Annotated in this window: 25 protein-coding genes and 1 pseudogene; 10 read left to right on the top strand and 16 right to left on the bottom strand. The window is 38.8% G+C overall.

Features of this window, described 5'->3' with window-relative positions; all coding sequences use genetic code 11:
* Window positions 1-177: 177 nt before the first annotated feature.
* From KI363_RS16230 to KI363_RS16195, 8 genes are all read right to left on the bottom strand, one after another.
* The gene (locus KI363_RS16230) at window positions 178-1110 is read right to left on the bottom strand and encodes an aldo/keto reductase (protein WP_212966977.1); all 933 of its coding nucleotides are present in this window, start codon (window positions 1108-1110) and stop codon (window positions 178-180) included.
* 306 nt (window positions 1111-1416) lie between these two features.
* Entirely contained in the window at window positions 1417-2856 is a 1440-nt protein-coding gene (locus KI363_RS16225; RefSeq protein ID WP_212966976.1) for a DUF6179 domain-containing protein, read from the bottom strand.
* Window positions 2856-3326, bottom strand: a complete 471-nt coding sequence (locus KI363_RS16220; RefSeq protein ID WP_212966975.1) for a DUF6323 family protein — start codon at window positions 3324-3326, stop codon at window positions 2856-2858. The genes KI363_RS16225 and KI363_RS16220 overlap by 1 nt, the downstream gene beginning before the upstream one ends.
* 861 nt (window positions 3327-4187) lie before the next feature.
* Complete coding sequence (locus tag KI363_RS16215; protein ID WP_212966974.1) at window positions 4188-5075, bottom strand: nucleoside hydrolase; 888 nt, start codon at window positions 5073-5075, stop codon at window positions 4188-4190.
* Window positions 5076-5188: 113 nt separating this feature from the next.
* A complete protein-coding gene (locus KI363_RS16210) occupies window positions 5189-5638 on the bottom strand; it encodes a DUF3995 domain-containing protein (RefSeq protein WP_212966973.1) in 450 nt (149 codons plus the stop codon).
* Between the two features lie 54 nt (window positions 5639-5692).
* Window positions 5693-6139, bottom strand: coding sequence for a GNAT family N-acetyltransferase (locus tag KI363_RS16205; RefSeq protein WP_212966972.1), 447 nt, complete (start codon window positions 6137-6139; stop codon window positions 5693-5695).
* 110 nt (window positions 6140-6249) lie between these two features.
* The gene (locus KI363_RS16200; RefSeq protein ID WP_212966971.1) at window positions 6250-6948 is read right to left on the bottom strand and encodes a DUF2306 domain-containing protein; all 699 of its coding nucleotides are present in this window, start codon (window positions 6946-6948) and stop codon (window positions 6250-6252) included.
* A 652-nt stretch (window positions 6949-7600) separates the two neighbouring features.
* Window positions 7601-8056, bottom strand: coding sequence for a VOC family protein (locus tag KI363_RS16195; protein ID WP_120075926.1), 456 nt, complete (start codon window positions 8054-8056; stop codon window positions 7601-7603).
* A gap of 77 nt (window positions 8057-8133) precedes the next feature.
* Between KI363_RS16195 and KI363_RS16190 the strand changes: the two genes are divergently transcribed.
* A complete protein-coding gene (locus KI363_RS16190) occupies window positions 8134-9042 on the top strand; it encodes a helix-turn-helix transcriptional regulator (protein WP_120075918.1) in 909 nt (302 codons plus the stop codon).
* Between the two features lie 69 nt (window positions 9043-9111).
* Here the strand turns inward: KI363_RS16190 and KI363_RS16185 are convergent, their stop codons facing one another.
* The 4 genes from KI363_RS16185 to KI363_RS16170 all read right to left on the bottom strand — a co-directional run bounded on the left by KI363_RS16185 (window position 9112) and on the right by KI363_RS16170 (window position 13119).
* Window positions 9112-10839 carry a multicopper oxidase family protein gene (locus KI363_RS16185; RefSeq protein WP_212966970.1) on the bottom strand — a complete coding sequence of 576 codons (1728 nt, stop codon included), beginning with the start codon at window positions 10837-10839 and terminating at the stop codon, window positions 9112-9114.
* Window positions 10840-10922: 83 nt separating this feature from the next.
* On the bottom strand, window positions 10923-11012 hold the full coding sequence (locus KI363_RS22405) for a hypothetical protein (protein WP_373284649.1): 90 nt from the start codon (window positions 11010-11012) through the stop codon (window positions 10923-10925).
* 212 nt (window positions 11013-11224) lie between these two features.
* Window positions 11225-12415, bottom strand: coding sequence for an MFS transporter (locus KI363_RS16175; RefSeq protein WP_158324084.1), 1191 nt, complete (start codon window positions 12413-12415; stop codon window positions 11225-11227).
* Window positions 12416-12534: 119 nt separating this feature from the next.
* Window positions 12535-13119: a TetR/AcrR family transcriptional regulator gene (locus tag KI363_RS16170; RefSeq protein ID WP_120075924.1), complete on the bottom strand. Its 585-nt coding sequence runs from the start codon at window positions 13117-13119 to the stop codon at window positions 12535-12537.
* A 492-nt stretch (window positions 13120-13611) separates the two neighbouring features.
* Between KI363_RS16170 and KI363_RS16165 the strand changes: the two are divergent.
* The 7 genes and pseudogenes from KI363_RS16165 to KI363_RS16135 form a co-directional block, all read left to right on the top strand.
* Window positions 13612-13767 (top strand): annotated as a pseudogene (locus tag KI363_RS16165) (hypothetical protein); the annotation flags it as partial.
* 265 nt (window positions 13768-14032) lie between these two features.
* Window positions 14033-14443, top strand: coding sequence for a hypothetical protein (locus KI363_RS16160; protein WP_158324082.1), 411 nt, complete (start codon window positions 14033-14035; stop codon window positions 14441-14443).
* Between the two features lie 57 nt (window positions 14444-14500).
* Complete coding sequence (locus KI363_RS16155) at window positions 14501-15601, top strand: sensor histidine kinase (RefSeq protein WP_212966969.1); 1101 nt, start codon at window positions 14501-14503, stop codon at window positions 15599-15601.
* The gene (locus tag KI363_RS16150; RefSeq protein WP_158324080.1) at window positions 15598-16215 is read left to right on the top strand and encodes a response regulator transcription factor; all 618 of its coding nucleotides are present in this window, start codon (window positions 15598-15600) and stop codon (window positions 16213-16215) included. The genes KI363_RS16155 and KI363_RS16150 overlap by 4 nt, the downstream gene beginning before the upstream one ends.
* Window positions 16216-16281: 66 nt before the next feature.
* Entirely contained in the window at window positions 16282-17193 is a 912-nt protein-coding gene (locus KI363_RS16145; protein WP_212966968.1) for an ABC transporter ATP-binding protein, read from the top strand.
* Window positions 17190-17930, top strand: a complete 741-nt coding sequence (locus tag KI363_RS16140) for an ABC transporter permease (protein ID WP_158324078.1) — start codon at window positions 17190-17192, stop codon at window positions 17928-17930. The genes KI363_RS16145 and KI363_RS16140 overlap by 4 nt, the downstream gene beginning before the upstream one ends.
* A gap of 458 nt (window positions 17931-18388) precedes the next feature.
* On the top strand, window positions 18389-19078 hold the full coding sequence (locus tag KI363_RS16135; RefSeq protein ID WP_246516909.1) for a LysE family translocator: 690 nt from the start codon (window positions 18389-18391) through the stop codon (window positions 19076-19078).
* Window positions 19079-19282: 204 nt separating this feature from the next.
* Here KI363_RS16135 and KI363_RS16130 read toward each other — a convergent pair whose 3' ends face one another.
* Entirely contained in the window at window positions 19283-19852 is a 570-nt protein-coding gene (locus tag KI363_RS16130) for a hypothetical protein (protein WP_158324467.1), read from the bottom strand.
* A gap of 175 nt (window positions 19853-20027) precedes the next feature.
* On the opposite strand from KI363_RS16130, the gene KI363_RS16125 reads away from it, so the two are divergent.
* Both KI363_RS16125 and KI363_RS16120 read left to right on the top strand, forming a co-directional pair.
* Window positions 20028-20618 carry a TetR/AcrR family transcriptional regulator gene (locus tag KI363_RS16125; RefSeq protein ID WP_212966997.1) on the top strand — a complete coding sequence of 197 codons (591 nt, stop codon included), beginning with the start codon at window positions 20028-20030 and terminating at the stop codon, window positions 20616-20618.
* Between the two features lie 442 nt (window positions 20619-21060).
* Window positions 21061-21660 carry a hypothetical protein gene (locus KI363_RS16120; protein ID WP_212966967.1) on the top strand — a complete coding sequence of 200 codons (600 nt, stop codon included), beginning with the start codon at window positions 21061-21063 and terminating at the stop codon, window positions 21658-21660.
* 98 nt (window positions 21661-21758) lie between these two features.
* Here KI363_RS16120 and KI363_RS16115 read toward each other — a convergent pair whose 3' ends face one another.
* The 3 genes from KI363_RS16115 to KI363_RS16105 all read right to left on the bottom strand — a co-directional run bounded on the left by KI363_RS16115 (window position 21759) and on the right by KI363_RS16105 (window position 23883).
* Window positions 21759-21962 carry a multicopper oxidase domain-containing protein gene (locus tag KI363_RS16115; RefSeq protein ID WP_214285633.1) on the bottom strand — a complete coding sequence of 68 codons (204 nt, stop codon included), beginning with the start codon at window positions 21960-21962 and terminating at the stop codon, window positions 21759-21761.
* Between the two features lie 191 nt (window positions 21963-22153).
* Window positions 22154-22912, bottom strand: coding sequence for an ABC transporter permease (locus tag KI363_RS16110; RefSeq protein WP_158323972.1), 759 nt, complete (start codon window positions 22910-22912; stop codon window positions 22154-22156).
* Window positions 22912-23883 carry an ATP-binding cassette domain-containing protein gene (locus KI363_RS16105; protein ID WP_212966966.1) on the bottom strand — a complete coding sequence of 324 codons (972 nt, stop codon included), beginning with the start codon at window positions 23881-23883 and terminating at the stop codon, window positions 22912-22914. Before KI363_RS16105 ends, KI363_RS16110 begins: the two co-directional genes overlap by 1 nt.
* Window positions 23884-24024 lie beyond the last annotated feature (141 nt).

The raw sequence follows: 24024 nt of genomic DNA, 5'->3' as shown, positions 1-24024 counted from the left end.
TTCATTAGCTGCCAGTATTTAGACAATTCCTTTTTCATTTTTTAAACCAATACTTAAATTCGAGTTCAAAAAGGAGGATAAAAAGGGCCCGTCGGCTAAAGGTCAGAACGGCGTTACGCCAGGACAGCGCGAACTTAGCTGTTCATTCAGTTGATCCTTACTTTTTGAACATCCTCTTTAAGCAAAGATCGCACTGATTTTTTGAATATCTTCATTCGTAAGGTTGACTTCAGCAGCTCTTAGATTGCTTTGAACCTGTTCAGGTCGTTTTGCTCCAGGGATAAGAACATCTACTGAAGGTTGTGTAAAATACCAAGCCAGAACAATATGAGCTGTTTCTGCATCATATTTTTGCGCAATTTCCTTTAGTTGATCGACTTTTTTTAGATTATCCAAGAATTGCTGCCCTTGGAAGTTAGGGTTTTTAGCCCGAAAGTCAGAAAAAGTGGTGTTTTCATCATATTTCCCAGCCAATAAACCGGATTCTAGCGGAAAATAAGGAATAAAAGTAATATTGTTTTCTACTGTATAAGGGAAATAATCTTTTTCAGCATCTCGTTTCAGTAAATTATATTCCGCTTGTAAAACATCTACATAGCCGTCCTGGTTTGCTTCCTTCAATTGATCAAGCGAAAAGTTGGAAACACCGATAGAGCGGATTTTCCCTTGATCTTTTAGCTCTTTAAGAGCGCCGACAGCTTCAGCTTTAGGTGTGTCCTCGTCAGGATAATGAATGTAAAATAAATCAATATAATCTGTCTGCAAACGCCCAAGTGCCTCGTCTACAGATTGTTTTAAAAAGGCAGGAGAATTATCCAGTACCATATCATTACCAACAAACTTATGAGCAGCTTTCGTTGCAAGTACGATATCTTCCCGTTTGTACTCCTGGATAACTTCACCGATTAATTCCTCTGAGCGCTTTGGTCCATAAATAAAAGCTGTATCTAATAGGTTGATGCCATGATCTAATCCTGTTCGAACAACATTCTTTCCCTGTTCTTCATCTAGAATATTGGGAAAGAGATTATGACCTCCGACAGCATTCGTGCCTAAACCAATCGGATGTACTGAAATATCTGACTTCCCTAAATTTACACGTTTCGTCATTTTAAAACCCCTTTTCCGATGTATTTAATATACTATTAATATTATCATGGAATGAGAAAAATAATTCGCTAAACGTTTGGGACCTTTAAAACAAAAATGAACTGAAAACGTTGGGCTGCTCAAGCTTTGCCGTTTGCTCATTTACATTCAGAAAAAGACTATAGCTGAGCAAGCCTTTTACGACAACAAAATAACGGCACTTATTTTACTTTCGAAATAAGCGCCGCCTTTTTTACAATTCTTCAATATCGTATTCAGAATATCCGGGATCATTAATTTTCTTTCTATATACAGTGACTTTACATTTTAGTAAAAACTAATCTCTTCATAGTCAATATCATAAACAAATTTCTCAATGGCCTCTTGTCTATTCCTATCGATGTTTTTAATAAATTCAATAAAATGGGCCTGCCATTCACTTTCATGTTCCTCTTCCTTGTCATAGAGAGAGGATAAATCCTTTGCATCATTCCGTAATTCCTCATAGAACACTATTTTTATCAAAATTGCTAGTTCTACATCACCAAAGGTCTTAAACAGTGCTTCATATTCATCGTTCATTAAACAGTCGGTATTCAGCAGATCGATATAATCATGAAGGGAGTAGAAATTTGTCCGAATCACATCCACCTTATCCGCTATCTTTTCACTATTCATGATCTTTTCAATGAATAGCCGAAAGTGATGATCACTCATTCTATCGGCTGCTTTGAATGTCGTTACAATCGGTTTCGCTTTCAATTCCCTTTCCACGATCACCATTGTCTCAAGGCGGTTATGTTTTACAACACTTTTAACCCTGTGTACTAGATTCATGCCACACCGATTCAAATAATCAGTCATCTGCGGATCATGAATGTTGAAATCATGTTGCAATTGAGCTACAGCTTTTAAAATAACGGACTCAATCTGCGGATCATCCAATCTCACAAATAAATCTTCTAATTGTTTAAATTGATCGCTTGTGATTTTTATTTGACCGGCGCGTCCTCCAGATAAAACGGAAAAAATCGCATTATTTAATACTAACTCAAATATATTGAATAGTTCTATTCGATAGTCGAACCCACATATTCTCCCGTAGTTAATCAAAACCGATTGAATATCGTCTTCGTTAAACAAGAGGCAAAACTGGGTTTCCATTTTTAAATGAGTTAGATATTGCCTAAGGTAATACACACCCTGAATGCTCATATCATCGATCGCTAACGGATAATCAATGCTTGCCATCGTATTATGTGCATCGAAAACGATACCATATTTCTTTAGAAACACAGGGATTGATTCATCAATCGTTAGATTATAAGCTTCTACTGCAACATCCAATTTATGATTGTGGATCTCTTTATAGAGCTGTTTTGTTTCCTCCAAACAATGGCGAATCAACTCTATCCCTTGGTCATATCCATTTTTTATATTGCCGTTTTTTAAGACGTCAATTGCTTTTTCCGGATCGTTCAAATGTATTAGATAAGCATCTACAGCATATAGAACAGAAGATAATAGACTAACAGCTGTTTCAGATGTTACAGAAGAGCTTTCTCCTTGGGTGTACCGTCTAATCAAGTTCTTCAATATAGACATCAATTTCCTTTGCGTACCAAATACATCTTCACTATTTAGTAAACCTACTCGTAATCCTTCATTCAAAATGGATAGCGTATACTGGTTTTGTAATAGACGAGCTTGATTTATCTTTCCTTGTGTCACTAAGGAGTGATCATTGCAGCGTTTTTCTGATTCCACTATCGTTCATCCCTTTCAAGAAAAGATTTCCTAAATGCGGCATCACCTCTAAACCGTTCCGTAAATTCTTCAAGCTTGCTCTTTAAAAGTTCCAAAGAACCGTTACAAACATCATCAAAGTAATCCTTCATAACACCAATTAATGGAGAGTCGCCAATCTTATCTTCTGTCTCATTTTTTACGTAATAAAAGGTCTCTTGCAGCTCATATAGAGTGGATACATAGTTCCTATCATCAACATAGGGAGAGGCACAAAAAACCTCGGCTAACTCTTTGGTTACGTCAACACTTAATTCCACTCGACCATAGTTCTGAAGGACTTGATTTCTAGAAACAATGATATTTTTTATTTCATCCCGAGTTAACACAAGCCCAAATTCTTTTGCTGTTTGATTTACTTCTATGATTTCATCCGTATATTTTTCCAACATTGAAGAATTTAGAGAATGCAGCATTCTAGGTGAAAACATGTACATTTCCTCCTTTAAATATTTTTCCAATAAAACTATTGACTTTCGGATCAATAAATGTTATGATTATTTATATTTGAGAAATAAAATTTATGAGGTTATATATTTTAAACTCTCCTTCGCCTTTTGTCAATATTTATCCCTATCTAAAATAGTCTGAATGTTCAAATAAACAATGAAATACCTATATACTTTGTCATACATTTACTTATCTATCAAAATAGTCCGCACACAATTTTACAAGTACCTGTTTTCATACTGTGAGAATTTATTCATATCAAAAAAGCCGAATCTTCCTTATTCTTAGAAAATCGGCTTTTTTGATGTCAACTTTTTCCTAGAGTAATGTTTCCCGCATTTTGGCGTTTTTGTTATCGAGTCACCTCTAATATCTGCAATAATTAGTATTTTTCTAATACATATATACCACTACCGCTTAATTTCCTCTCTATTAGATTATATTGATAAAGGAATTTTCATTATCATTGCCACACCAGCATGGAAATTAAGTTTAGATCATTTATTGTTATTAAAAGGGACAAGGAAATTTAATCAATTTGTAGAATTGCATTATACGGTTAAAAAGTAAAGGAGTCTGACTTGATAAAGTGAAAATTCAACCAGAGAGGGGTCCTTCCATTTCCACTGATTTTAGAAGATCAAAAGTTACATTCGTGACGTCCCCCTTTTTTCGCTTTTCCACGAAAACGGGGTTAGTCTACCTTCTCGCCGTTCCTCTCCTTTTTGCTTTTCCACGAAAACGGGGACGGCCCTCATCCAGTTTCGCCAGCCACTCTATCCCTGCTTCACCAGCGGCAGTGGCTCTGCTAATCACAAGTGGTGGAATCTCTCTTTTATACATCATATTGATCTATTTAATGTAGATGATAAAACGCTATAGAAAGCTTCTTTATCCACCGCTTTTGCGATGTCTACGTTCCCCTTTTGGTTTGATGTAAAGACCGTGGCACCCATCGATGATTCCTCATTCGTTTCAACTGTAACAAATCCTTTTTCAAATTGGCATATTTCCGGGTGGAAAACGGAAACGGCCATTAAAGGGTCATGTAATGTTAATTGATTCGAGCTTTCTAACCAGACATTTCCAAAGTCGAGGACTGCTTTGTTTAGTTTTGAGTTTGTGTGAAACAATTCGTTTGCTCTCTCTGCATCAATGGTCAGCATCTCGGTAACCTCAAGTGGTATTGCTTTGTGAACATTCACATCGGAAGCAAATACCATTTTTGAAGCCAGTGGATCTGCCCAAGTGTTCCAATTATACCAAGGCTCTGGCAATGGTTCATTTGCAAAATATCCATTCATCACATAAAGGCCTTTTAATAGACTAGGTGTGTCTGGATAGTCACGAAATAGAGTTGCAATATTCGTCATATTGCCAATACCGATTAGGATAATTTCGTGAGGATGCTCTTTAATCATTTGATACATGAATGCTGGTGCGTCCGATTTTTTATAGATGTCATGCTCCCAATTTTGTAATGCCGCAGCACCGTCTGGGGTCGGATATACCGGTACAGTTTGTAGCGTTGTATCTAAGCCTGCAATAATCGGAATTTTCCGACCAACCGTTTTGCAGATCGCATCAGCAACTCCTGCCCTTTTTTCGGGTTCCCCGCACACCGTGGTAATTCCCATTAAGTTACATTGAGGTTCCATTAATAAGTATGCCAAACAAATTGCATCGTCAATGTCGCCACCAATATCCGTATCAAGTAATACCTTTTCCATTCCTTTTACCTCCTGTAATAATAAAAATATTATTTATACAAGAGCTCTTTGCAAATTCCCATGCTGCACCTCCTATATTATTGCACAGTTTGTTTCCATAATGTAACTGAAATCTATATTCTTTTAACAGAAAAAAAGTAAAAAACTCCACCAGCCATCCAAAACGGTTCCCAAAAAAGTAACCTCCACCATACTGCATAGGATTCCAAGTCAAAATCTAAAATATGAAACAAACTTAATGTAATAGTGGTAAAATTAAGGAATCCATAAAAGAACAGGACGATCCCTACTATTTTAGTCACATAAAAGAGGCCACTGCTTATTAGTGGCTTCCTCCATTGAAGAAGAAGCAATGACAATAGTAGTAAACCAAACAATTTCATTATCCCTGTAAGCCATAAAATGATAACAAAAGACCTTGGAGGATCTAAAGACATCTCATAAATTGAGCCGCCAAGGGATCTCGCGCCAATGAGGCCACCCATTGCCCAGTAAAAGCTCATGGCTGCGAAAACAACAGTCCAAACCATACCGATTGCGATCATCCAATAATTTTTCTTCAAAAAAACGCTCCCCTGATTTTAAATTTTCCATTCAATTTACTGCCTGTTTAAGGTTTAAGGGTTAAAATGAAACTGGCGTGTTTTTAAAGATTCGCCTCCCAATTTCTGATAAAATTGAACGGCATGGGCATCAGCTTCCTCCGCTTGAACAAATAATTCCTTTATACCTTTACTCCTGCAATCCGCTAATAACTCAGAAACCAATCTGCTGCCAATTCCGATTCGCTGATGGCTATTTTGAACCGCTAAATCATACACATACATCACAGACCCAGACCTATCATACGACATGAGCTCATAAGCAGTTATTCCCCCAATTACCTCAGACTGATGAAAAGCAACAACACATACAAAACTTGGATTATTCAGTAATCGCCTGATATTCTCCTTATTTACGTCATTCTCAGTCTCAAATACATCATTGAATAATAAGACTAAATCATGAAAGTCCTTTTCATTGCCAGACTGTAACTTCTTGTAGGTAACATATTTATTATTCATTTGTTTCTCCTCATACCTTATTTTTAAAATAGAGTTTTGAAAAATCCAATTTTCATAGGGGAATAAAGAGATTTTATTCATTGATTATTGGAAATATTCTTTTCATACGTTCAAGATGCAGAACGCTTTCCGTCCATTTTATTTGTATAATAGCTAGTGAATCCAATAATAAGCGGAACAAAAACAAGGATTGGGATGATCCATACGACCAAACTTACGGATTCAATCTGAAGAAGTCGCGGCGCACCAAATACAGTAAATGCAGTTACGGTAGCGATACAGCATGATAGCATACCTATAATATGTTCTACGATCCAATGCGACCTTCTAGTTGGAGCTGACAACCAATATTGCAGTTGAGCCCCTCCCAAGAACACACCTACAATAGGAAAAAACTTCAATAAGGGAAAATCTATTTTCCAACCATATATACTAATCGCGATACCAGAGATAAGTAATAGTATCGGCAGCAATAGATCCATTGCTTTTCTATGTCCGATTCGGCGTGTTTTATAACGGAGAACACGTAAGCCATACCATACAGCCCCACCACTTAAAATAGCAATAAAAATCAGAAACCAAGAAAATGGAACATCATCTGCATCAAATGATGAATCCCACGCAAGACGATAGATTCCCATATATAATGCTGAAACGGACACAATGCTCATGGCCACCACATATATCCAGCCACTGCGTCGATGAACCTTTCTCCCCTTTCTCGTAACGATTGGAATCCAAAACACACATAATGCCAAAAAGCCCCCTATAATATGGGACCACCGAGCAGCCATAAAAATATATTCCACAAGTCCCCACCTCCCTGCACCATAATTTTTTTAAATCTAAATCTGTTCCAATATACGTAAAGGAATAATAAAAAATATCACAGATCTATTTTGTAAATGTTCTTCGTCTTCTTTAACGAAAATCGGAATGATATCAAACGAGCTCTAAGATTGCTTTATTAGTTTTAATGTAACATATATGCCACTGAAATTTGTTCGTTCCATTAAATTTTTTTCAAAAGAGATGCAAAATAAAATTACGAAATGGTTCACTTTCTTCTTGCTCATACAGAAAAGTCCTTCTTCCATTCAAGTGTCTTCATTGGACCGGCCTATTGCAAAAAGTCGAATAAACAGCAAAATCTCCACAACGCCTTTTAGGGACACAGCAATGGCCATAATCTTCATCCAAAGAATTAAATCCGGCTGATAGATTGTTAGGACATGCCAGATGAGTACGACATCTGTTACAGTCATTCCAAAAATGGCGACAGGGCATATAAAATGTAGCGCGAAAACTAGAATGAAGCGCCAAATTGCAGCGGCCAAATTCGATTAAGAGCGCTAATGTCTAAAATTTCGGGGTTAATCCGACCTGAAATCCCTTATCATAAAGGAATTTCAGGGTCTGATAATAAAAATATTGGAGAGTCTTAATCCCCACAATACAAATTTAACTTACAAAACTATCTAGAAATTTACTTGCTTCACTATTAAACTTCCACATTACACCAAATTTATCGATTAACATTCCAAAACTAGCTGACCATGGAGTAGAAGATAACGGCATGATCACAGTACCACCTTCTGATAGCTTTTCGAAAATTTGTTTATTCATCTCTGGATCAGCATCAATGATACTAATTAAGAGAGCATTTCCCTTTATGACTTCGCCAGTCACAGCTTGCATAGAGGGCAGAACATCAGAGAGCATTAAAACATTCCCTGAAAACTCAATACGAGATTCCATAATCATGTTTTGCTCCTCTTCTGTTAATGGAGCATTTGGGTCTTGATCAAAAGCACCAAATCTCACTTTTTTTACGCTTGTTGCTTGTAACGCCTTTTTATAAAAGGCTAACGCTTCTTCTGCTTTTCCATCAAATTGTAGATACGTTATTGCTTTCATCATTTATTTCCTCCTTTTCATATTTGCAGTATAATAGCACATAGGTGACATATGTATGTCGTATATAGGAGGAAAATATGAAAAAAATTGAGAGACTTATCTCGATCGTGATGATCTTATTACAAAAAGAGGTTGTTTCGGCATCAGAATTTAGTCGACTTTTTCATGTAACAAGACGAACTATTCAGCGTGATATGGAAACACTAAGTTATGCAAACATCCCTATTTATGCCAAATATGGTGTTGAAGGCGGATACACACTGATGGAAGAGTATAAATTCGATAAACGATTATTAAATAACAAAGATATTGAAAATATACTCGTAGCTTTAGGGGGTTTTGAGCAACTGATTACGAATCAAGAAATTCAAACGACTATTCAAAAAATCAAAGGAATGACCAGCACAGATATAGCTCCAAAACTTGATTTATCTTTTTATGATTGGGCAGGGAGAAGTCAAATTAAAGAAGATATTTTATTTATCAAACAAGCCATTGAAAATAATTGGTTATTAAAGTTTGAGTATGTAGACCAAAAAGGAAACATAACATATAGAGTCGTAGAACCCTATATGATGTATGTAAGTGAAATGCATTGGTATCTTTATGGTTATAGTTTAGAACGGGAAGACTATCGAACATTTAAAGTGACGAGGATAGCAAATATCCAAAAAGACGGTTTTTTTGTTCCAAGACCTGATAAAGTTTTGGAAGAAGAAAAGCAACATAATAAACAGTCAAATTTGGTTAGTGTACAGCTATTGATAGATGTTGTTGTAAGAGATCAATTTATCGAGAGATACGGAAAAAATGTCGTAACAAAAGTGACTCCAAGAAGTTATCTTGCGACTATTGAATTACCTGAGAATCAATTTGCCTACCAGTTTTTAGCGGGATTCGGCAATAAAGTTAAAATTATAAAGCCAAAAAGCTTTATTGCTAAATATTTGAATATTTTGGAGGAGACAGTGAAACTTTACAAATAAAATGTTCACCGTTTGGTATCTCTCTTTAGTATGGGTATCCTGATTTCAAATCTCTTTCTCTGTCTCCCATCAAAACCTTTTTATTATACGCTCCCCTATTTTCACTATGATATCAGCCTCTTGAGCTGACTCCTTAGGATAGTCTCGACACATTCCATTATTGAAGCATTGTGCAAAAGAATCATCTGCACATACGGACGGAATCGCTGCACACGGATCAAACGATGGGTTCCTCAACACTTCGTAGGGTCGCATCATATCATGGTCTTCATGCTCAAGCATATGGCAATGCCATGGGTAGATTCCAGTGTAAGGGCCAAAACGGGCAATGATCCGTGTGACCATTCCCGGGTCAACACGTACTGTGTCTTTCCAGCCACGTTCATTTGGTAGAGGTGGGATTCGATCTCCTATTACCAACGGTTCTTTTGGATTTTCTGGATGAAGGGGATTTCCACTAAACTTCGCTTGGTCTAGGATTTGAAAATGGACGAGATGCAGGTGAATCGGGTGCGAATCGTTAGTCATATTGTAAAACTCCCAAATTTCAATTTTGCCGTTGGAAGGCGTCTCTGTAATAGGCTGCTCCCCCCACATCATTTTATTGAGCAATTGGAATGGACGACCATACTCATCCGTATCCTCATCTAATGTGTTCACTCGAGTATAAGTAGATTCTATGGGATTTAATATTTCCATACAGCTTAGTTTCGCGGGAATTATACTAGAATCAGCAATTTCCTGATGTTCGTTAACTCGAAACTCCATAATTTGTGAGGTATCGGCTGTTGGAGCATCACCACTGCCCCCCGGGAATGGTGCATTCGCACTATTGGTAAGAATAATTTGTTCTCCCTTACTTTTAGAAAAGTCAATAATAATATCGGCACGCTCTGCAGGCGAAAGCAGAATCGTATTTACTTCGACTGGAGACCCTAGTAAGCCGCCGTCTGTACCAATTTGAATAAATTGTTGTCCATTGTTTAACCGTAGCTCATAAAAACGAGCATTTGATCCATTTAGGATGCGAAAACGGTATTTACGAGGTTCTACTTCAAGATAGGGCCAAACTTTGCCATTGACTAGAATTGTATCACCAAAAAACTCTGGCACAATAGAGGGATTGGGCATAGGCGGCGAATTGGGTGCAGTTGCTGGTGGTTTATCTGGTTTAGCAGGATAATAGAGCTCTCCGTTAGGATAAAAAGACTTGTCTTGAATCAGCAAAGGGATTTCATAATCCCCGCTTGGCAGATTCAACTCCTCTTCTTGCTGATCACGAATTATATAAAACCCGGATAATCCGGCATATACATTCAAACGAGTGATTCCCAGGGCATGGTCATGATACCAAAGAGTTGCAGAACGCTGACAATTTGGATAATAGTAGATCTCTTTAACAAAATTTGGACCTTTTTTTCCAAAGTCACGTGTGAACCATGCATCGGGTGACCCGTCATTTTCAGGTCGATTACGCCCCCCATGTAAATGAACAACCGTACGGACGGAAGGTTGGTCAGTTCCAGCACCCATAAGGCTTCGATCAACAGGTAAGGGATGCTCAAATGGAAGCTTATTCTTCCATTTCACATAGATCGGCTGATTCCTGATCGCTTCAAATGTTGGACCAGGATAGATACCGTTATATCCCCAAACAGTCGTTGGCGGCAAATCACGATGCAGCTTCTGCTTTATCTGTCGCATGGACACTTCAAAATAGGGAACTCCTTGATATGTCCCAATTGGTTTATGCGTTGGAATTATCGGCAATTTATCGACAAACTTTGTTAAAGACATGACGACCAGCCCCTTTACACATTTCTATATATAGAATGCAGAAAGACTGTTCAGTGTGTGGAAAATTTATTGGAACATAATGATTATTTTCTATGCATGAAATCTCGCAACATATCACCTCTTGGTGGAACTTCCTGATACACAACACGGGTGACCAGTCCGTCTTTTTCCAGCTCTTTGAGTTGTTGCGTTGGTACAGCTTGCGTTAAATTCGGGCATTAAACGTCTTAATTCCCCAAAGCGTTTTGTCCCCTTTTCTATGCGACTTCCATTTACCATTTTATCTTTCGGAATTTGGCAATAATCAAACTAATCCCTCTTTCATTTCATTTTTTTAAAAGGTGCAACTAAACATAAGCTAGTTGGATATAAAAATTTAAACATCCTATTGGATAGTATCTTGCCTATTGGAAAGGGAAATGGAGAGAAAAAAAGAAAATAAACCAACCAAGGTAATAACTCCTGCAAACCAACTTAGTGAGGTATAAGAATAATGATTGCTGATGATTAATCCTCCCATTGCTGATCCTAAAGCAATACCTAATTGCATGAAAGATGTATTCACCGCAATAATCATATCCGCTAATTTTGGAGCCAAAGATCTAAGATATGTTTGATTCGCGGGAGTCGTTGCCCAGCCGGAAGCACTCCATACCATCATGATCAAAAATAAAAAAATAGGATGTTCCCCAACCAGCGGAAGTAAAAAGAATGTAAGTACCCTACTACCTATCGTTACAAATAACGTCTTCTTAACACCCCACTTATCTACGCTATAACCACCTATATAACTTCCTAGAATACCAAATATGCCTAAAACAAAGAATGCGATGGTAATTTTTCCCATATTAAAACCAGCCAGATGATGCAAGAAGGGTGTGAAATACGTATACAGAGAAAATTGGCCAATAAATACGAACGCACTCACCAATTGCCCCATAACCATTGCGGGTTTTCGTAAGATAGAAAACTGTGTTTTTAGCGGTACTGGATCCTCTCCTTTTACTTTCTGAGTAAATAGCCAAATTCCAAACACAGGAAGAAGAGTAACAAGTGCCACAAAAGTGAACGTCATTCTCCATCCAAATGCTTCTCCTACAACTGTTCCTAGAGGTACCCCTAAAACCAATGAAGAGCTAAATCCCATAACCGTTGTCCCGATTGCTTTCCCTGCTTTTTCGGGAGGGACTAGTTTGGCAGCAAATGCAATGGAAGATACGCTAAATATCCCGGCACTAATGGCTGCAATCATTCTTGAGATCATAAGAAAGATATAATTTGGACTAATGGCTGCAATGACGTTACTGAGGATAAAAGCGAATAACGAAAGTAATAACAGCTTTTTCCTCTCTATGCGGGAGGTTAACGAAATGAGAATAGGTGTACCTATTGCATAAATAACAGCATAAATGGTCACGAGCTGTCCCGTAGTTGCGACCGAAACTCCGAGGTCAGTGGATATCAGTTTCAACACTCCAGCAAAAACTAATTCAACTGTCCCAACAACAAACATTCCTATAGCAAGCATCAAAATGCCCAGATTCGTTTTAGAATCAATCCTTTTGTTGTTTTCCACAATATCTCTCCTTTTTTGACCATTCGGTCTAATATAATCGCAAAAACCCCAGTGAAAAATGGTTATTATAGACTGATCGGTCTAAAATAATCATAAATAAGAAAAGGGTCAGCAAAAGGTTAATCTAAGACCGAGAGTGTAATTTTAACAATATCATTTAAAACAACGGGATCCGAAGTGGATTTAGATGCAATAAACAAACTATATCGAGCATGGTTCAAGAATCGGGCAAGTGCCATAAGATCATTGTGCCGCTCACTTAATTCACCTTCTTTTTGTGCGCGGATTAATGCCCGATAAAATGCAGACACTTCATTCTCCATGTTCGTTTCAACCAATCTCGAAATTTCCTGATCATGTGGCGCCAGTTCTACTGCCGTATTGATCATAAAGCATCCTTTTTTTCGTTCTTCGTCAATGAGAAATTTTACTAAATCGTAAAAAACAAACATGATGGATTCCTTTGGCGAGTCATATCTTTCAAGCGCGTCATTTAGATACGTTATCTTCTGATCCGCATAATGTTTTAAAGAGGCTAAAAATAAGTCGTGTTTATTTCCATAGGTATCATACATACTTTGCTTTGCAATTCCCAAATATTTCAGTAGTTCTTGAAGAGAAGTACCCTCATAACCCCGATACCAAAAGAATTCCATTGCTTTACTGAGAACCTTTGCTTCATCAAATTCTTTATGTCGTGCCATGTGCCTTTTCCCCCTTTCTTTTAAAAGAATAACATTTTCAGAATGAATGGTCAAAAATTATAAGGACCTCTTCCTTCTTTTTAAACGCCGACCTACTAGCGGAAGTGAACGTTTCATTTGATCCGCACTAGAATGTCCATGAGTAGATTCCAATTGTAAGGCCTCGTTTAATAATGATTCACCATATTCTTTAGAAAAATATACAATGCAATTTTTAATACACAGAATACATTTAGCCTATATACATTTGGGCCATTTTATTTATTGACAGATTCTAGTTATTAAAGATACCATTTAAACATAATATTTGAAAAATTGAGACGAATGACTCTGGAAGGAAAAACTTTCTGTGAGCAACTCTCGTAGTTCATATTGTAATGTCAATGTTAGGTAGTGATGAACGTTATGTTGATATTCTTATGTATAAACAAGTGCCCGCCTTTATTTGGAAGCTATACATGCTAAACCAAATAAAGGAGGATTCTTATTATTATGAACATGAATCGATCGATGGTTATGATCTCCATCTTTGTCGCTACCTTTTTAGCGGCTGCAGAGTCATCGATTGTTACAACGGCCATGCCTAAAATTGTAGGTTCCCTTCAGGGCATTAAGCTTATGAATGGGGTATTTACGGTTTATTTGCTGGCCATAGTATATGTGTTAGCAACGCTGTTATTACCGAAATCCAATCATAGCAGAGCGAATCATGTAACCAAGTCCCAATAAGCAGTTTCGAATGAGGTCAACCTGGAATCAGATTGCAGGTTGACCTTTTTTCTAATTAATTAGATCCGAAAATCCTTCTAAAAATTGATATTTATCATTTCAAAGAAGTGATATCCATCACTACCGGCCCCGGCGGCTTTTCGATATGCTTTTAATACAATAAATCAAGGAGGCACAAGGAATAATGAGAAAAGGTTTATTAGTCGGTTTATATGTGGGAGTTATTTCAGGGGCTGCCGGTGTTGCCACAGCTTACCTTTTAGGTGCTGTGACAGGCCTGTGGTTCTCCCAGTTAAATTGGATCTCCATTGCGGTTGCTTCGATCATCGCCAATATCGCGGGGGCAATGATTTTCGTAAAATGGTTTCGAAAAACTGCCAGACCTTCAGTCTATTATGTTCTGCTAACCGCAGGCGTCACTCTGTTGTCGTCGCTCAATGTTTTGGTTAATCCCCCTGCAGATAAATTCGGAGTTATTGCACAGCCGGTGCATATCGTGGTCTTCTTACTGTCGATCTGGTTGGTTCCGAAGTGGCTGAAACGCGGGAAGCAGGCCCAGGTTTCCGGAGCCCCGATAACCAACGACAAAGGTTAAGGTCAATGACTCAAAACCATATGGTATGATAGTCCAAAATGGTGAAGGTGGTAAAAAATGTCTCGCATCAGACTCCCGTGGGAAACGATGATGTTGCTTCCCCCGTTGATTTCTCTGATTATCTTTCCGCAACCGACAGGGTACAACTATCTATTGTTTTTTATCATCGCAACGGCTCATTTGATCAGCATTATGAATGCGAAATACCGAACTTTTTTCATCATTGTTCAACTGGTCGCGATTGCTTTATGGGGGGCTTTCTTGAACCCGTGGGAATTGTGCTTCGGCTTTTATCCCGCTTTGGTGATCGGCAAATACCCATCCTACCGTAAAATTACTGGGATGACTGTACTCATGGCTGTGCTCTTTGCAGGGGCAACTGGGTTCCATTTCTTGCGAGAATCGAATCCATTGTACCTTGGCTGGTATTCGATTCTTCTCATTCTTTTCTTGTTGCCCTATATAGTGAGAATGATCCGGAAATCACATGAAATGAAATTGGGGTTACAACATGCCAATGATGAAATTTCCCGGTTGATAAAAAATGAAGAGCGCCAGCGAATCGCCCGTGATCTTCATGACACGCTGGGCCATACCCTGTCCCTGCTTACCTTGAAAGGTGAATTGGTGGAGCGGCTGATTCCCCAGAATCCTGATCAAGCCTCAAAAGAAGCACGTGAGATCCAGAATATTTCAAGATCCGTTTTGTTGCAGGTTCGGGAACTGATCAGTGATATGCAGTCTATCGATCTCGGCGAGGAGTGCCAGCAGGCGGCTCAAATTTGCGAGTCCGCCGGAATTTCATTCAAATTGGAACGCAATGATGAGCTTGGTGGGGCCCCACCGATTATTCGAAATATCCTGAGCCTGTGTCTCCGCGAATGTGTCACCAATGTTGTGAAGCACAGCGGCGCGCACAAATGCACAATCCGCCTCGAAGAAGGACCAGGAAAATACATTCTTCAGGTAGAGGATGACGGAGTTGGCATTGCGAAGGAAAATCACGACCGGTTCGGTAGCGGCCTGTTGGGTATGAAAGAACGGTTATTGCTGATCGAAGGGAAACTTGAAATGGTAACCGGGGAAACAAAAGGGACGAAAATCACGATCATCGTGCCAAAAGTTAAGAAACCAGCGATAACGGAGGGAATCCAATGAGAATTGTCATTGCGGAGGATCAAGGAATGCTTCGATCCGCGGTCAGCCAGTTGTTGGCCCTGGAAGAAGATATTGAAATTGTCGGGGAAGCCAACGATGGTGAACAGGCTCTCCAACTGATTCAAGAAAAAAACGCCGATATTGCCGTGCTCGATATAGAGATGCCTTTGTTAAGCGGACTAGAGGCAGCAGAAAAATTGAGGGATGAAGGCAGTGAATGCCGGGTCGCCATTGTGACCACCTTCGCCCGAAGTGGGTACCTGCAACGTGCCGTGAAGGCCGAAGTAATGGGTTATTTGCTAAAAGATACGCCCGTGTCCGAATTGGCGGAAGCACTGCGAAAAATTCACGCGGGTAAGCGTGTCTTTAGCCCGCACCTTACTTTTTCTATGATGGAAGAAATCAATCCACTCACGAAACGAGAATCCGAGATTTTGTTGCACCTAAAGAAGGGAGATTCGGTCAAAGAAATCAGTAAAATTCTCTATCTCTCTCCAGCTACGATCCGCAACTACATCTCCGAAATTATTCAGAAGTTGGAAGCTAGAAACCGGATGGATGCCGTCTCAATTGCCGAAAACAAAGGTTGGCTGCCGGAAGAACCTTTTTTATAAAACAAACCTGATTTTATGATGCAAGACTGAAGAACAAAAATTTATTTATGAGAGAAGGAGAAAAAAGTGCCACATGTCATTGAAGCTGAAGGTTTAACCAAACAGTACGGGGAAACTCGAGCCGTACAGGGGATTTCTTTTACAGTCAAAAAAGGCGAAATTTTCGGGATTGTTGGTCCGAACGGATCTGGTAAAACTACAACGATTGAGATTCTGGAAGGACTAAGGAAAAGAGATTCCGGAAAGGTACACGTACTCGGCCACGACCCCGGTAAAGAATCCGACCGCTATCAATTAAATAAAAAAATCGGGGTGCAGTTCCAGGCCACATCCATACAGGAGTTAATGAAGGTCAAAGAAGCGATAAATCTGTTTGCCTCTTTTTATGACACACATCATGTCCTGAACATCATTGAACAGTTGCATTTGGAAGAAAAACTCAATTCGTATTTCAAGGATCTTTCCGGTGGCTGGAAACAACGAGTAACGCTCGCTTTAGCTGTTTTGCATCAACCCGAAATCGTTTTTTTGGATGAACCGAGCATGGAGCTTGATCCGCAAGCACGCCGCGAGTTGTGGGAAGTCATCCATACCCTGAAGGAACAAGGAACCACCATCTTGGTCACAACGCATTATATGGAAGAAGCCGAAAAACTTTGCGATCGGATCGCCATGGTGTACGACGGCCGAATCCGGGCACTTGGAAAACCGAATGTGTTGCTCGAAGACCTGGCAACAAACTACCTAACCTTTGAGAGTTTCGATGTGGATCCTGATGTATTGATCGCCCTGCCCAGCGTGATTCATGTGGAGAAATCCACGGATCGAGTGAGAATTCAAACGGAGGATCTCCAGCGTTCTGCCTACCTAGTTTTAAAAGAATGTGAAGAACGCGGTTGGAAAGTGGCCGCATTCCGTTTTGAGCGAGGCACCCTAGATGATTTGTTTGTCCACCTGTTAAAGGAGCGATCAGCATGAATAAAATTGTGAAACTGTCGGTAATAGAAACAAAGTTATTTTTTCGAGAAAAAATGGCCGTGTTCTGGACCTTTTTGTTTCCGGTTCTAATGATCTGGCTATTCGGGATAATGTTCGGAGACGCAAAAATCGGTGGGATGACTTACAGCAATGCTTACATTCCTTCTTGGATGGCCGTGAACATCTTGACCACTGCGTTTTTCGGAATCGGAACGGTGATGGCCAACTATCGAGAAAAAGGTATTTTGCGACGCTATCAGGTCACAACAGTAAGGCCTTGGATGGTGTTAATGGCGCAAACCGTGCAGGGAACCGTCATTTTTACCATCAGCGCCGTAATTATTCTCATTTTTGGATACCTCGTCTTCAATTTACATGTACCGAAATATTTGGGAAGTACCTTGTTGGCCATTCTATTAAGCCTGGTTGCCTTCTTCCCGTTCGGACTGTTGATCAATTCTATTGCCAAAAACGTTCGTACTGCCTCAGCCATCAGTTCACTTGCCTTGAATTTGATGATTTTTCTATCGGGAGCCACCTTTCCGATTGAATGGATGCCAAACGTATTACGTGTTATTGCCCACATCCTTCCGCTTTACTATGTCATTAATTTAATAAGGCAAACATGGAATTTCACACCGATTTGGGAGAACGGCGTGGATGTCGCAGTCCTCATTGGTGTCGCCATCGTGTCGATCATTTTGTCCTCACGGTTTTTCCGCTGGAGCGGGGAATAAAAGAACAAAAGCGCAAGCGCCTGTTCAGCGACGTACAAACTTGAAGGATTGAAGGGATGAACAGCTAAATTCGCGCCGTCCTGGCGGCAGACTCAATCGCGACGTCCTGTCGCTTCGTCTGCACTAGTACATCCTTGTACGTCGCAACGCCGTTCTGACCAACATCCTGTTGGCCTGAGATAAAGGAAACACAGTGAGCCACGAAAAGCGGAAGGCGGTTGTTCAGGGGCGACAAGCAAATGTTCTGGAATCCTGGAAGGGCGTTCTTTCCCTTCCAGGATTCCAGGTTATTTGACCTCGAGCTCCTACCGCCTGCAGCTAGACATTGAAAGGCGAGCTGATGTTGACTTATCGTAGGAAGGCACCGAAAGTTTGTACGTCGCTGGGCGCTGGAGCCAGACGTCAATACCCACCCACTATTAGAACTTATCCACAAGCTAGGATTTTATAAATTCTTGGTGTATGAAATAAAAAATGTTATGATTTTTATAGAAGAAAGGTGGAGTGACAACATGTTTTCATTTATTGTCGTTGTATTTCTTTTATTTTTAGTCCCAGGTCCTGCGGTGATTATTACAATTTCTCAAACGATAAAGAGCGGGAGAAAAAATGGTATTATGACTGCTTGTGGAATCGCCTTAGGGGATAGTATTCACGTCTTGTTCGCTGTTTTAGGGTTATCAGCGATATTATTAAGTTCTGCTCTAGCATTTGAAATCGTCAAATATATCGGGGCTCTTTATTTATTTTACTTAGGGATTCAAATGTTATTTACAAAGACTAAACAAAAAGAAAAATCAAACCTTGAACAAACGTCTGGGAGTATAGATAAAAGCTCGAGTTGGAAATCAATTAAACAAGGTTTTTTAGCGGAAATATTGAATCCTAAAACAGCATTATTCTTTTTAGCATTTTTGCCTCAATTTATCCAAAATGACGGAAGTAGTGTAACATTACAGCTTTTTGTTTTAGGGATTGTATTTGTGCTAATGAGTATTGCATTCACTTCTTTTTTGGCTTATTGTACAAGTTTTATTGGAGCAAAGATGTTCAAAACATCAGGTGTTTTTGCTAATAAAGTCGAGAAAATGGTTGGTGTGATTTATATTGGCTTAGGCATACGTTTAGCCCTTCAAACTCAAGAATAGATGGCGATATGAATTATACGCTTCACGAAACTTGCCCTACTTCATGATTCCTATAAAATGAAAGAAAACGCTTATTTTTAAACAACCTTAGTAACCATCTATTAGTGTAACAGATAGATGGTTACTTTACTTCCCAAGCACAAAATCAACAAACCCCATTTTCTTTGAGCAATGATCTCGAAATAATCATTCTAGCCGTAGTATTTATACTTCTTTTTTAGTACTATGTTTGGCATTTCCATAATGATCAACAGCGAAGCTAAACAATACTTTCACCAGAAACAGTAAGCCAATGATCAACATATGTGGAGTTATTCCTGGCAGCATGGGCACCACCCCCAGACCAACAGACAAAAGCAAGCCCGCTACAAATAATTGCACATGCTTCCCAATAAGGGAGTTTACAATATAAGCCCCGATGATCGTATAAGCCCATATCCCTACTGAATACCCAATATTAGTATTGAGAAGCAGGGCAATAATCACAATATGGACGTGGATCGCGATGAATACGATCCGATTTTTTTTACGCGCCGCATAAAAATTGCTAGTTGATACTGTAAAATTCGCTATAACGCCCGCAAAAACATCGAAAATCAATAATAATGCCAAAGCACTGCGCCACGCTGGCAAATCATTAGCCAATTCAGGGAATCGGTAATATAACGCAGCCGTCAGTATACCGCCAAAAAGCAATATCGCTAAAATGGATCCAACAGACTGTTTCTCACCAAATACATCGTGCAAAAAAGAAGGAATTCGTAACTGTCTCATTTCACGCCACTCCCATCATCAATAAATAACACCTTTTCACAAAGTTATATAGTATATATAGCACCAATCTCTAAAACTATTATATCTACATGAACTTCATTGTTCAATATGTTTTGTACTATTTTTGTTGAATCAGTCTAAAACTTTGGTTACACTACATATGAGGTGAACAATGATGAACGGTTATGAACGACGGAAACAGAAAAAAATCGAGCAAATATTCAGTGCATCCATTGAATTATTTTTCAAATACGGCTTTCAAAAGGTTAGCGTGAATGAGATTGCGCATAAAGCGAATGTTTCCCCTGCAACCATATATAATTACTTCGGGACAAAAGAACAGCTCTATACTGATTCTCTGATGAATTGGCTGGACAAGCAGTTGGCACAGTACGAGGACATCCTGAATTCCGGGTTATCTTTTCTTGAAAAGACTAAAAAAATCATGCTGTTGGAGGCTAAAAACTTAAAAATTTTAGCGGATGAGTTTCCAAAATTCCCATCTTCTGATTTAAGAGGGTTGATACAAATGATGGACGGTTATAACGAGCAGAAGGTTGTGCCTTTTTTTAAGAAGTTTGTCGCGCTTGGAAAACAAGAAGGGTATATTCGAAAAGATCAATCTGAAGAGATGATGATGCGTTATTTTACAATGTTCCAGAATGAACTGGTCCGGAATTGGGAGGGATCGAATCAAAAACGGACCACCGAGAATATGGATCAATTGATGGAGTTGTTCTTTTATGGGATAGCTGGACGGGCATAGTTTTTCAGGAATAGTACAAACCGAATCCCTTTTTTGCGAAATTAACAATATTACTTTGTAATTATTAGAGCTTCTTATCTATATAGAACAAGTACTGTCAATTGATTTATATATTAAGAAAAAACCTATTTTAATATGACATTATGAGGGATCGTCTTGCAGTTGAGTGTCAGTATTTACGTCCAATAATGCTGCTTTTAGAGTGTTAAGGGTCTCGCCCTCACCAAAGAAGTTTTACACTTTTCCGATAATGGTGGGGTGAAAATATCGCAATCTGAAAAAAGTAGTACAAGCAAGAATGCCCCAGAACTTATCAGTGAGTTTAACGAAGGGAATTTTGTTTTGTTTTCTATATACGACAGCGTATTTAACAAAAAAAAGCGGCCAATATTCGTTAAAATGTTTTAGAGAAATAAGTGGATGTTACAAGGGAGTGTTGAAAATGATAAAACAGGAAGAACTACTTGCCCGCCAACTACGGTTGCAAGCTGAAGCAGATACAATTGTTGAAGAAATGCACCTTAAGCAATTGCTGACAGAAGCCGGTACACCAGTAAAAGTAGGGAGTGCGGCTCTAGGTTTAATGGCTTGGAGAGACCTCGATATTACAGTCGTTTGTTCTAAGTTAAACATCGCTACAATTTCCGGAATCGCTTCGCATTTGATGTCCAATCCTCAAGTCCGCGATTTGAAATTCATCAATGACACGGGCAATTGGAACACTGATCCAACCTATCCCGACGGTTATTTTCTAGGTATCACTTACGAATCCACCATTGGACACAAATGGGAACTGGATATTTGGTTTGTGGACGAGCCTGAAAAACAGCCCGATTTGCAGCATATTCGCACAATGTCTGCTCGACTGACTCCGGCAGCGATTGTCTCTATTTTAAGCATTAAAACCGTTTGGTCCGCACGTCCCGAGTATGGGAAACAAGTAACAAGCTTCGATATCTATACTGCTGTATTAGATTGTAATGTACATACACCTGATGAATTCAAGAAATGGCTGGAAAGCCGAAACAGCAAATTCCATTAAAAAATCCAAGAGTTTATCGCTTTTTTAATCTCGCTTCTTTACACGTATTCAAGACGAGAGTTGTCAGCTATTTGGAATATTCGTAATCATGATCAATCCTATTCCGGACTATTACCCGTTTCGCTTCCTATCGCGAAAGGAGTGTATACATTTTCATAAGCCGCATGCATTGTCATTCCTTTTTGGGCATGATCTAGATTGTGGCAGTGATCCATCCATAGTCCGGGATGATAGCGTCGTAAAATGCCTTTTTCACGATAGTTGGCCATCACCGTTCCGGTTCCAAAAAACGTGGTGGTCAAGATGTTCACGGCAATCCAGGACGGAATGTTGTAGCTTTAAAATAAAGTTTGATCAAAATGGGTTCTTTCTTTGTGAAAGCTGCACAACTTTTATAATAAAGTTTGATAATTTTATGACTGTAATCTTCAACAAATTCTCCCGATTTCGGAAGAATTATTCAATTCATTACTTTTGCCACTCCATTAAAATCTTATGCAATGGCCTTGTTATAAACGCGAGTTGACCAAATCAATGTGATAATTGTAATAACTACAATGACAATAAATCCTACGAAAACTGATTGGTTCATAATTGATCCTTCCGCTAATTTTTTGGACGCTTCTACTCCATAATATAGCGGATTGACATGCGCGAGTACTTGTAACCACTTGGGTCCAAATGATATTGGTAATAAAATTCCGGAAAGTAAGGTTAACGGTAATTGTAAACTTGTTACTACGGCAGCAACCCCACTCACATCTTGGAAAATCAAACCCAGACTTCCAGACCATGCTGAAACCATCATCGTAAGAACCGATAGTAATATTAATTGTAATAAAATACCAACAACGTGCATTTCATAACCAAATAAACTTGAGATTACTAAAACGATAATTGCTGGAATAAGGAACGCTACGACATCTTTTAATACCCCTCCCATTAACATAGCGAACCGACTGGCTGGGGTTACACGTAAACGTTCAATAATCCCACTTTTTAGGTCAAAAACCATTGACCATCCAGCACCCATTCCTGAACTAAATGCTAAGAGAACTAAAATGCCCGGCACAAACATATCTAAAACCTGAGCTGTAGTCATAGCAGGATGGGTAATGTTTTTCAATAATGGACTAAATAATAAGATATATAACAAGGGAGTCATCAAACCTGAGATTACCCAAACAATTTGGCGAGCTGACTCTATTAATTTACGAACAAAGAAAATATTCGTTTCCCGTACAACCTGCATCATTGTTCTTCTTCCTTTCCGCCATCACGCAATTCTTTACCAGTTAATGTTAAAAAGACATCATTTAAGGAAGGCATTGATAACGATAAATTGGCTAATTCAATCTGATGTTCTTTTGTGAAGTTAATAATATCAGTAATTAATTTTTCACCTATGTCAGTGTAAATGGAAAATTTCATATTTGCTTCTGTCACTTTATCAAGTTCTAATTGTTTAAAAAATAGTTTCATTTTTTCGCTGTCCTGCAGATGTTTTATTTCCATTGAAACAACTTCACTCGAAATCTTTTTCTTTAATTCTGTAGGTGTTCCTTCAGCGATAATATTGCCGTGATCTATGATAATTAAACGGTCACATAACGCATCCGCTTCTTCTAAATAGTGAGTCGTTAGGAAAATGGTCATTCCATTGTCACGTAATTTTTTAATGTGCTGCCATAAATTAGCGCGGTTTTGTGGATCAAGTCCTGTCGTTGGTTCATCAAGAAATAAAACTTTTGGTTCATGTAAAATTCCTTGAGCAATCTCTACACGACGTTTTTGCCCACCAGACAATGTGCGAACAAAGCGCGGAAGTAATTCATGAAAATCTAGCAATTTACTCAATTGCTCAATTCTTTGCACTGTAACATCATTTGATAGCCCATATAATTTTCCTGATAATTCCAAATTCTCCCATACTGTGGCGTTTGGATCAGCACCACCAAGCTGACTAACATAGCCTATATTTGCACGGACTTTTTTGGCTTCAGTTAACACATTATATCCAGCTATATAAGCTGTTCCGCTACTAATAGGCAACAATGTTGTCAGTATTCTTTGTGTAGTAGTTTTACCTGCTCCGCTCGGTCCAAGAAAACCAAAAATTTCTCCTTGATCGACTGTAAAGCTAATATTATCAACAGCAATAATTTTTTCCTTTTTGCTCACATAAGTCTTACTTAAACTTTCAACACTTATTAATTTGAACATAATGTTTATCCCCTTTGATGCTAGTATAGTTTCATGGACACATCTAAGTTAAATTTATACAATGACTTTTAAGGAGGATGTGTCCGATGAGTAAGAAAAATAATGGGAAACGGTATAACGATGATTTCCGAAAAATGATTG

Source organism: Lederbergia ruris, assembly GCF_018332955.1.
Lineage (GTDB): Bacteria > Bacillota > Bacilli > Bacillales > Bacillaceae_C > Lederbergia > Lederbergia ruris.
This window is presented reverse-complemented; position numbering and strand designations above follow the sequence as displayed.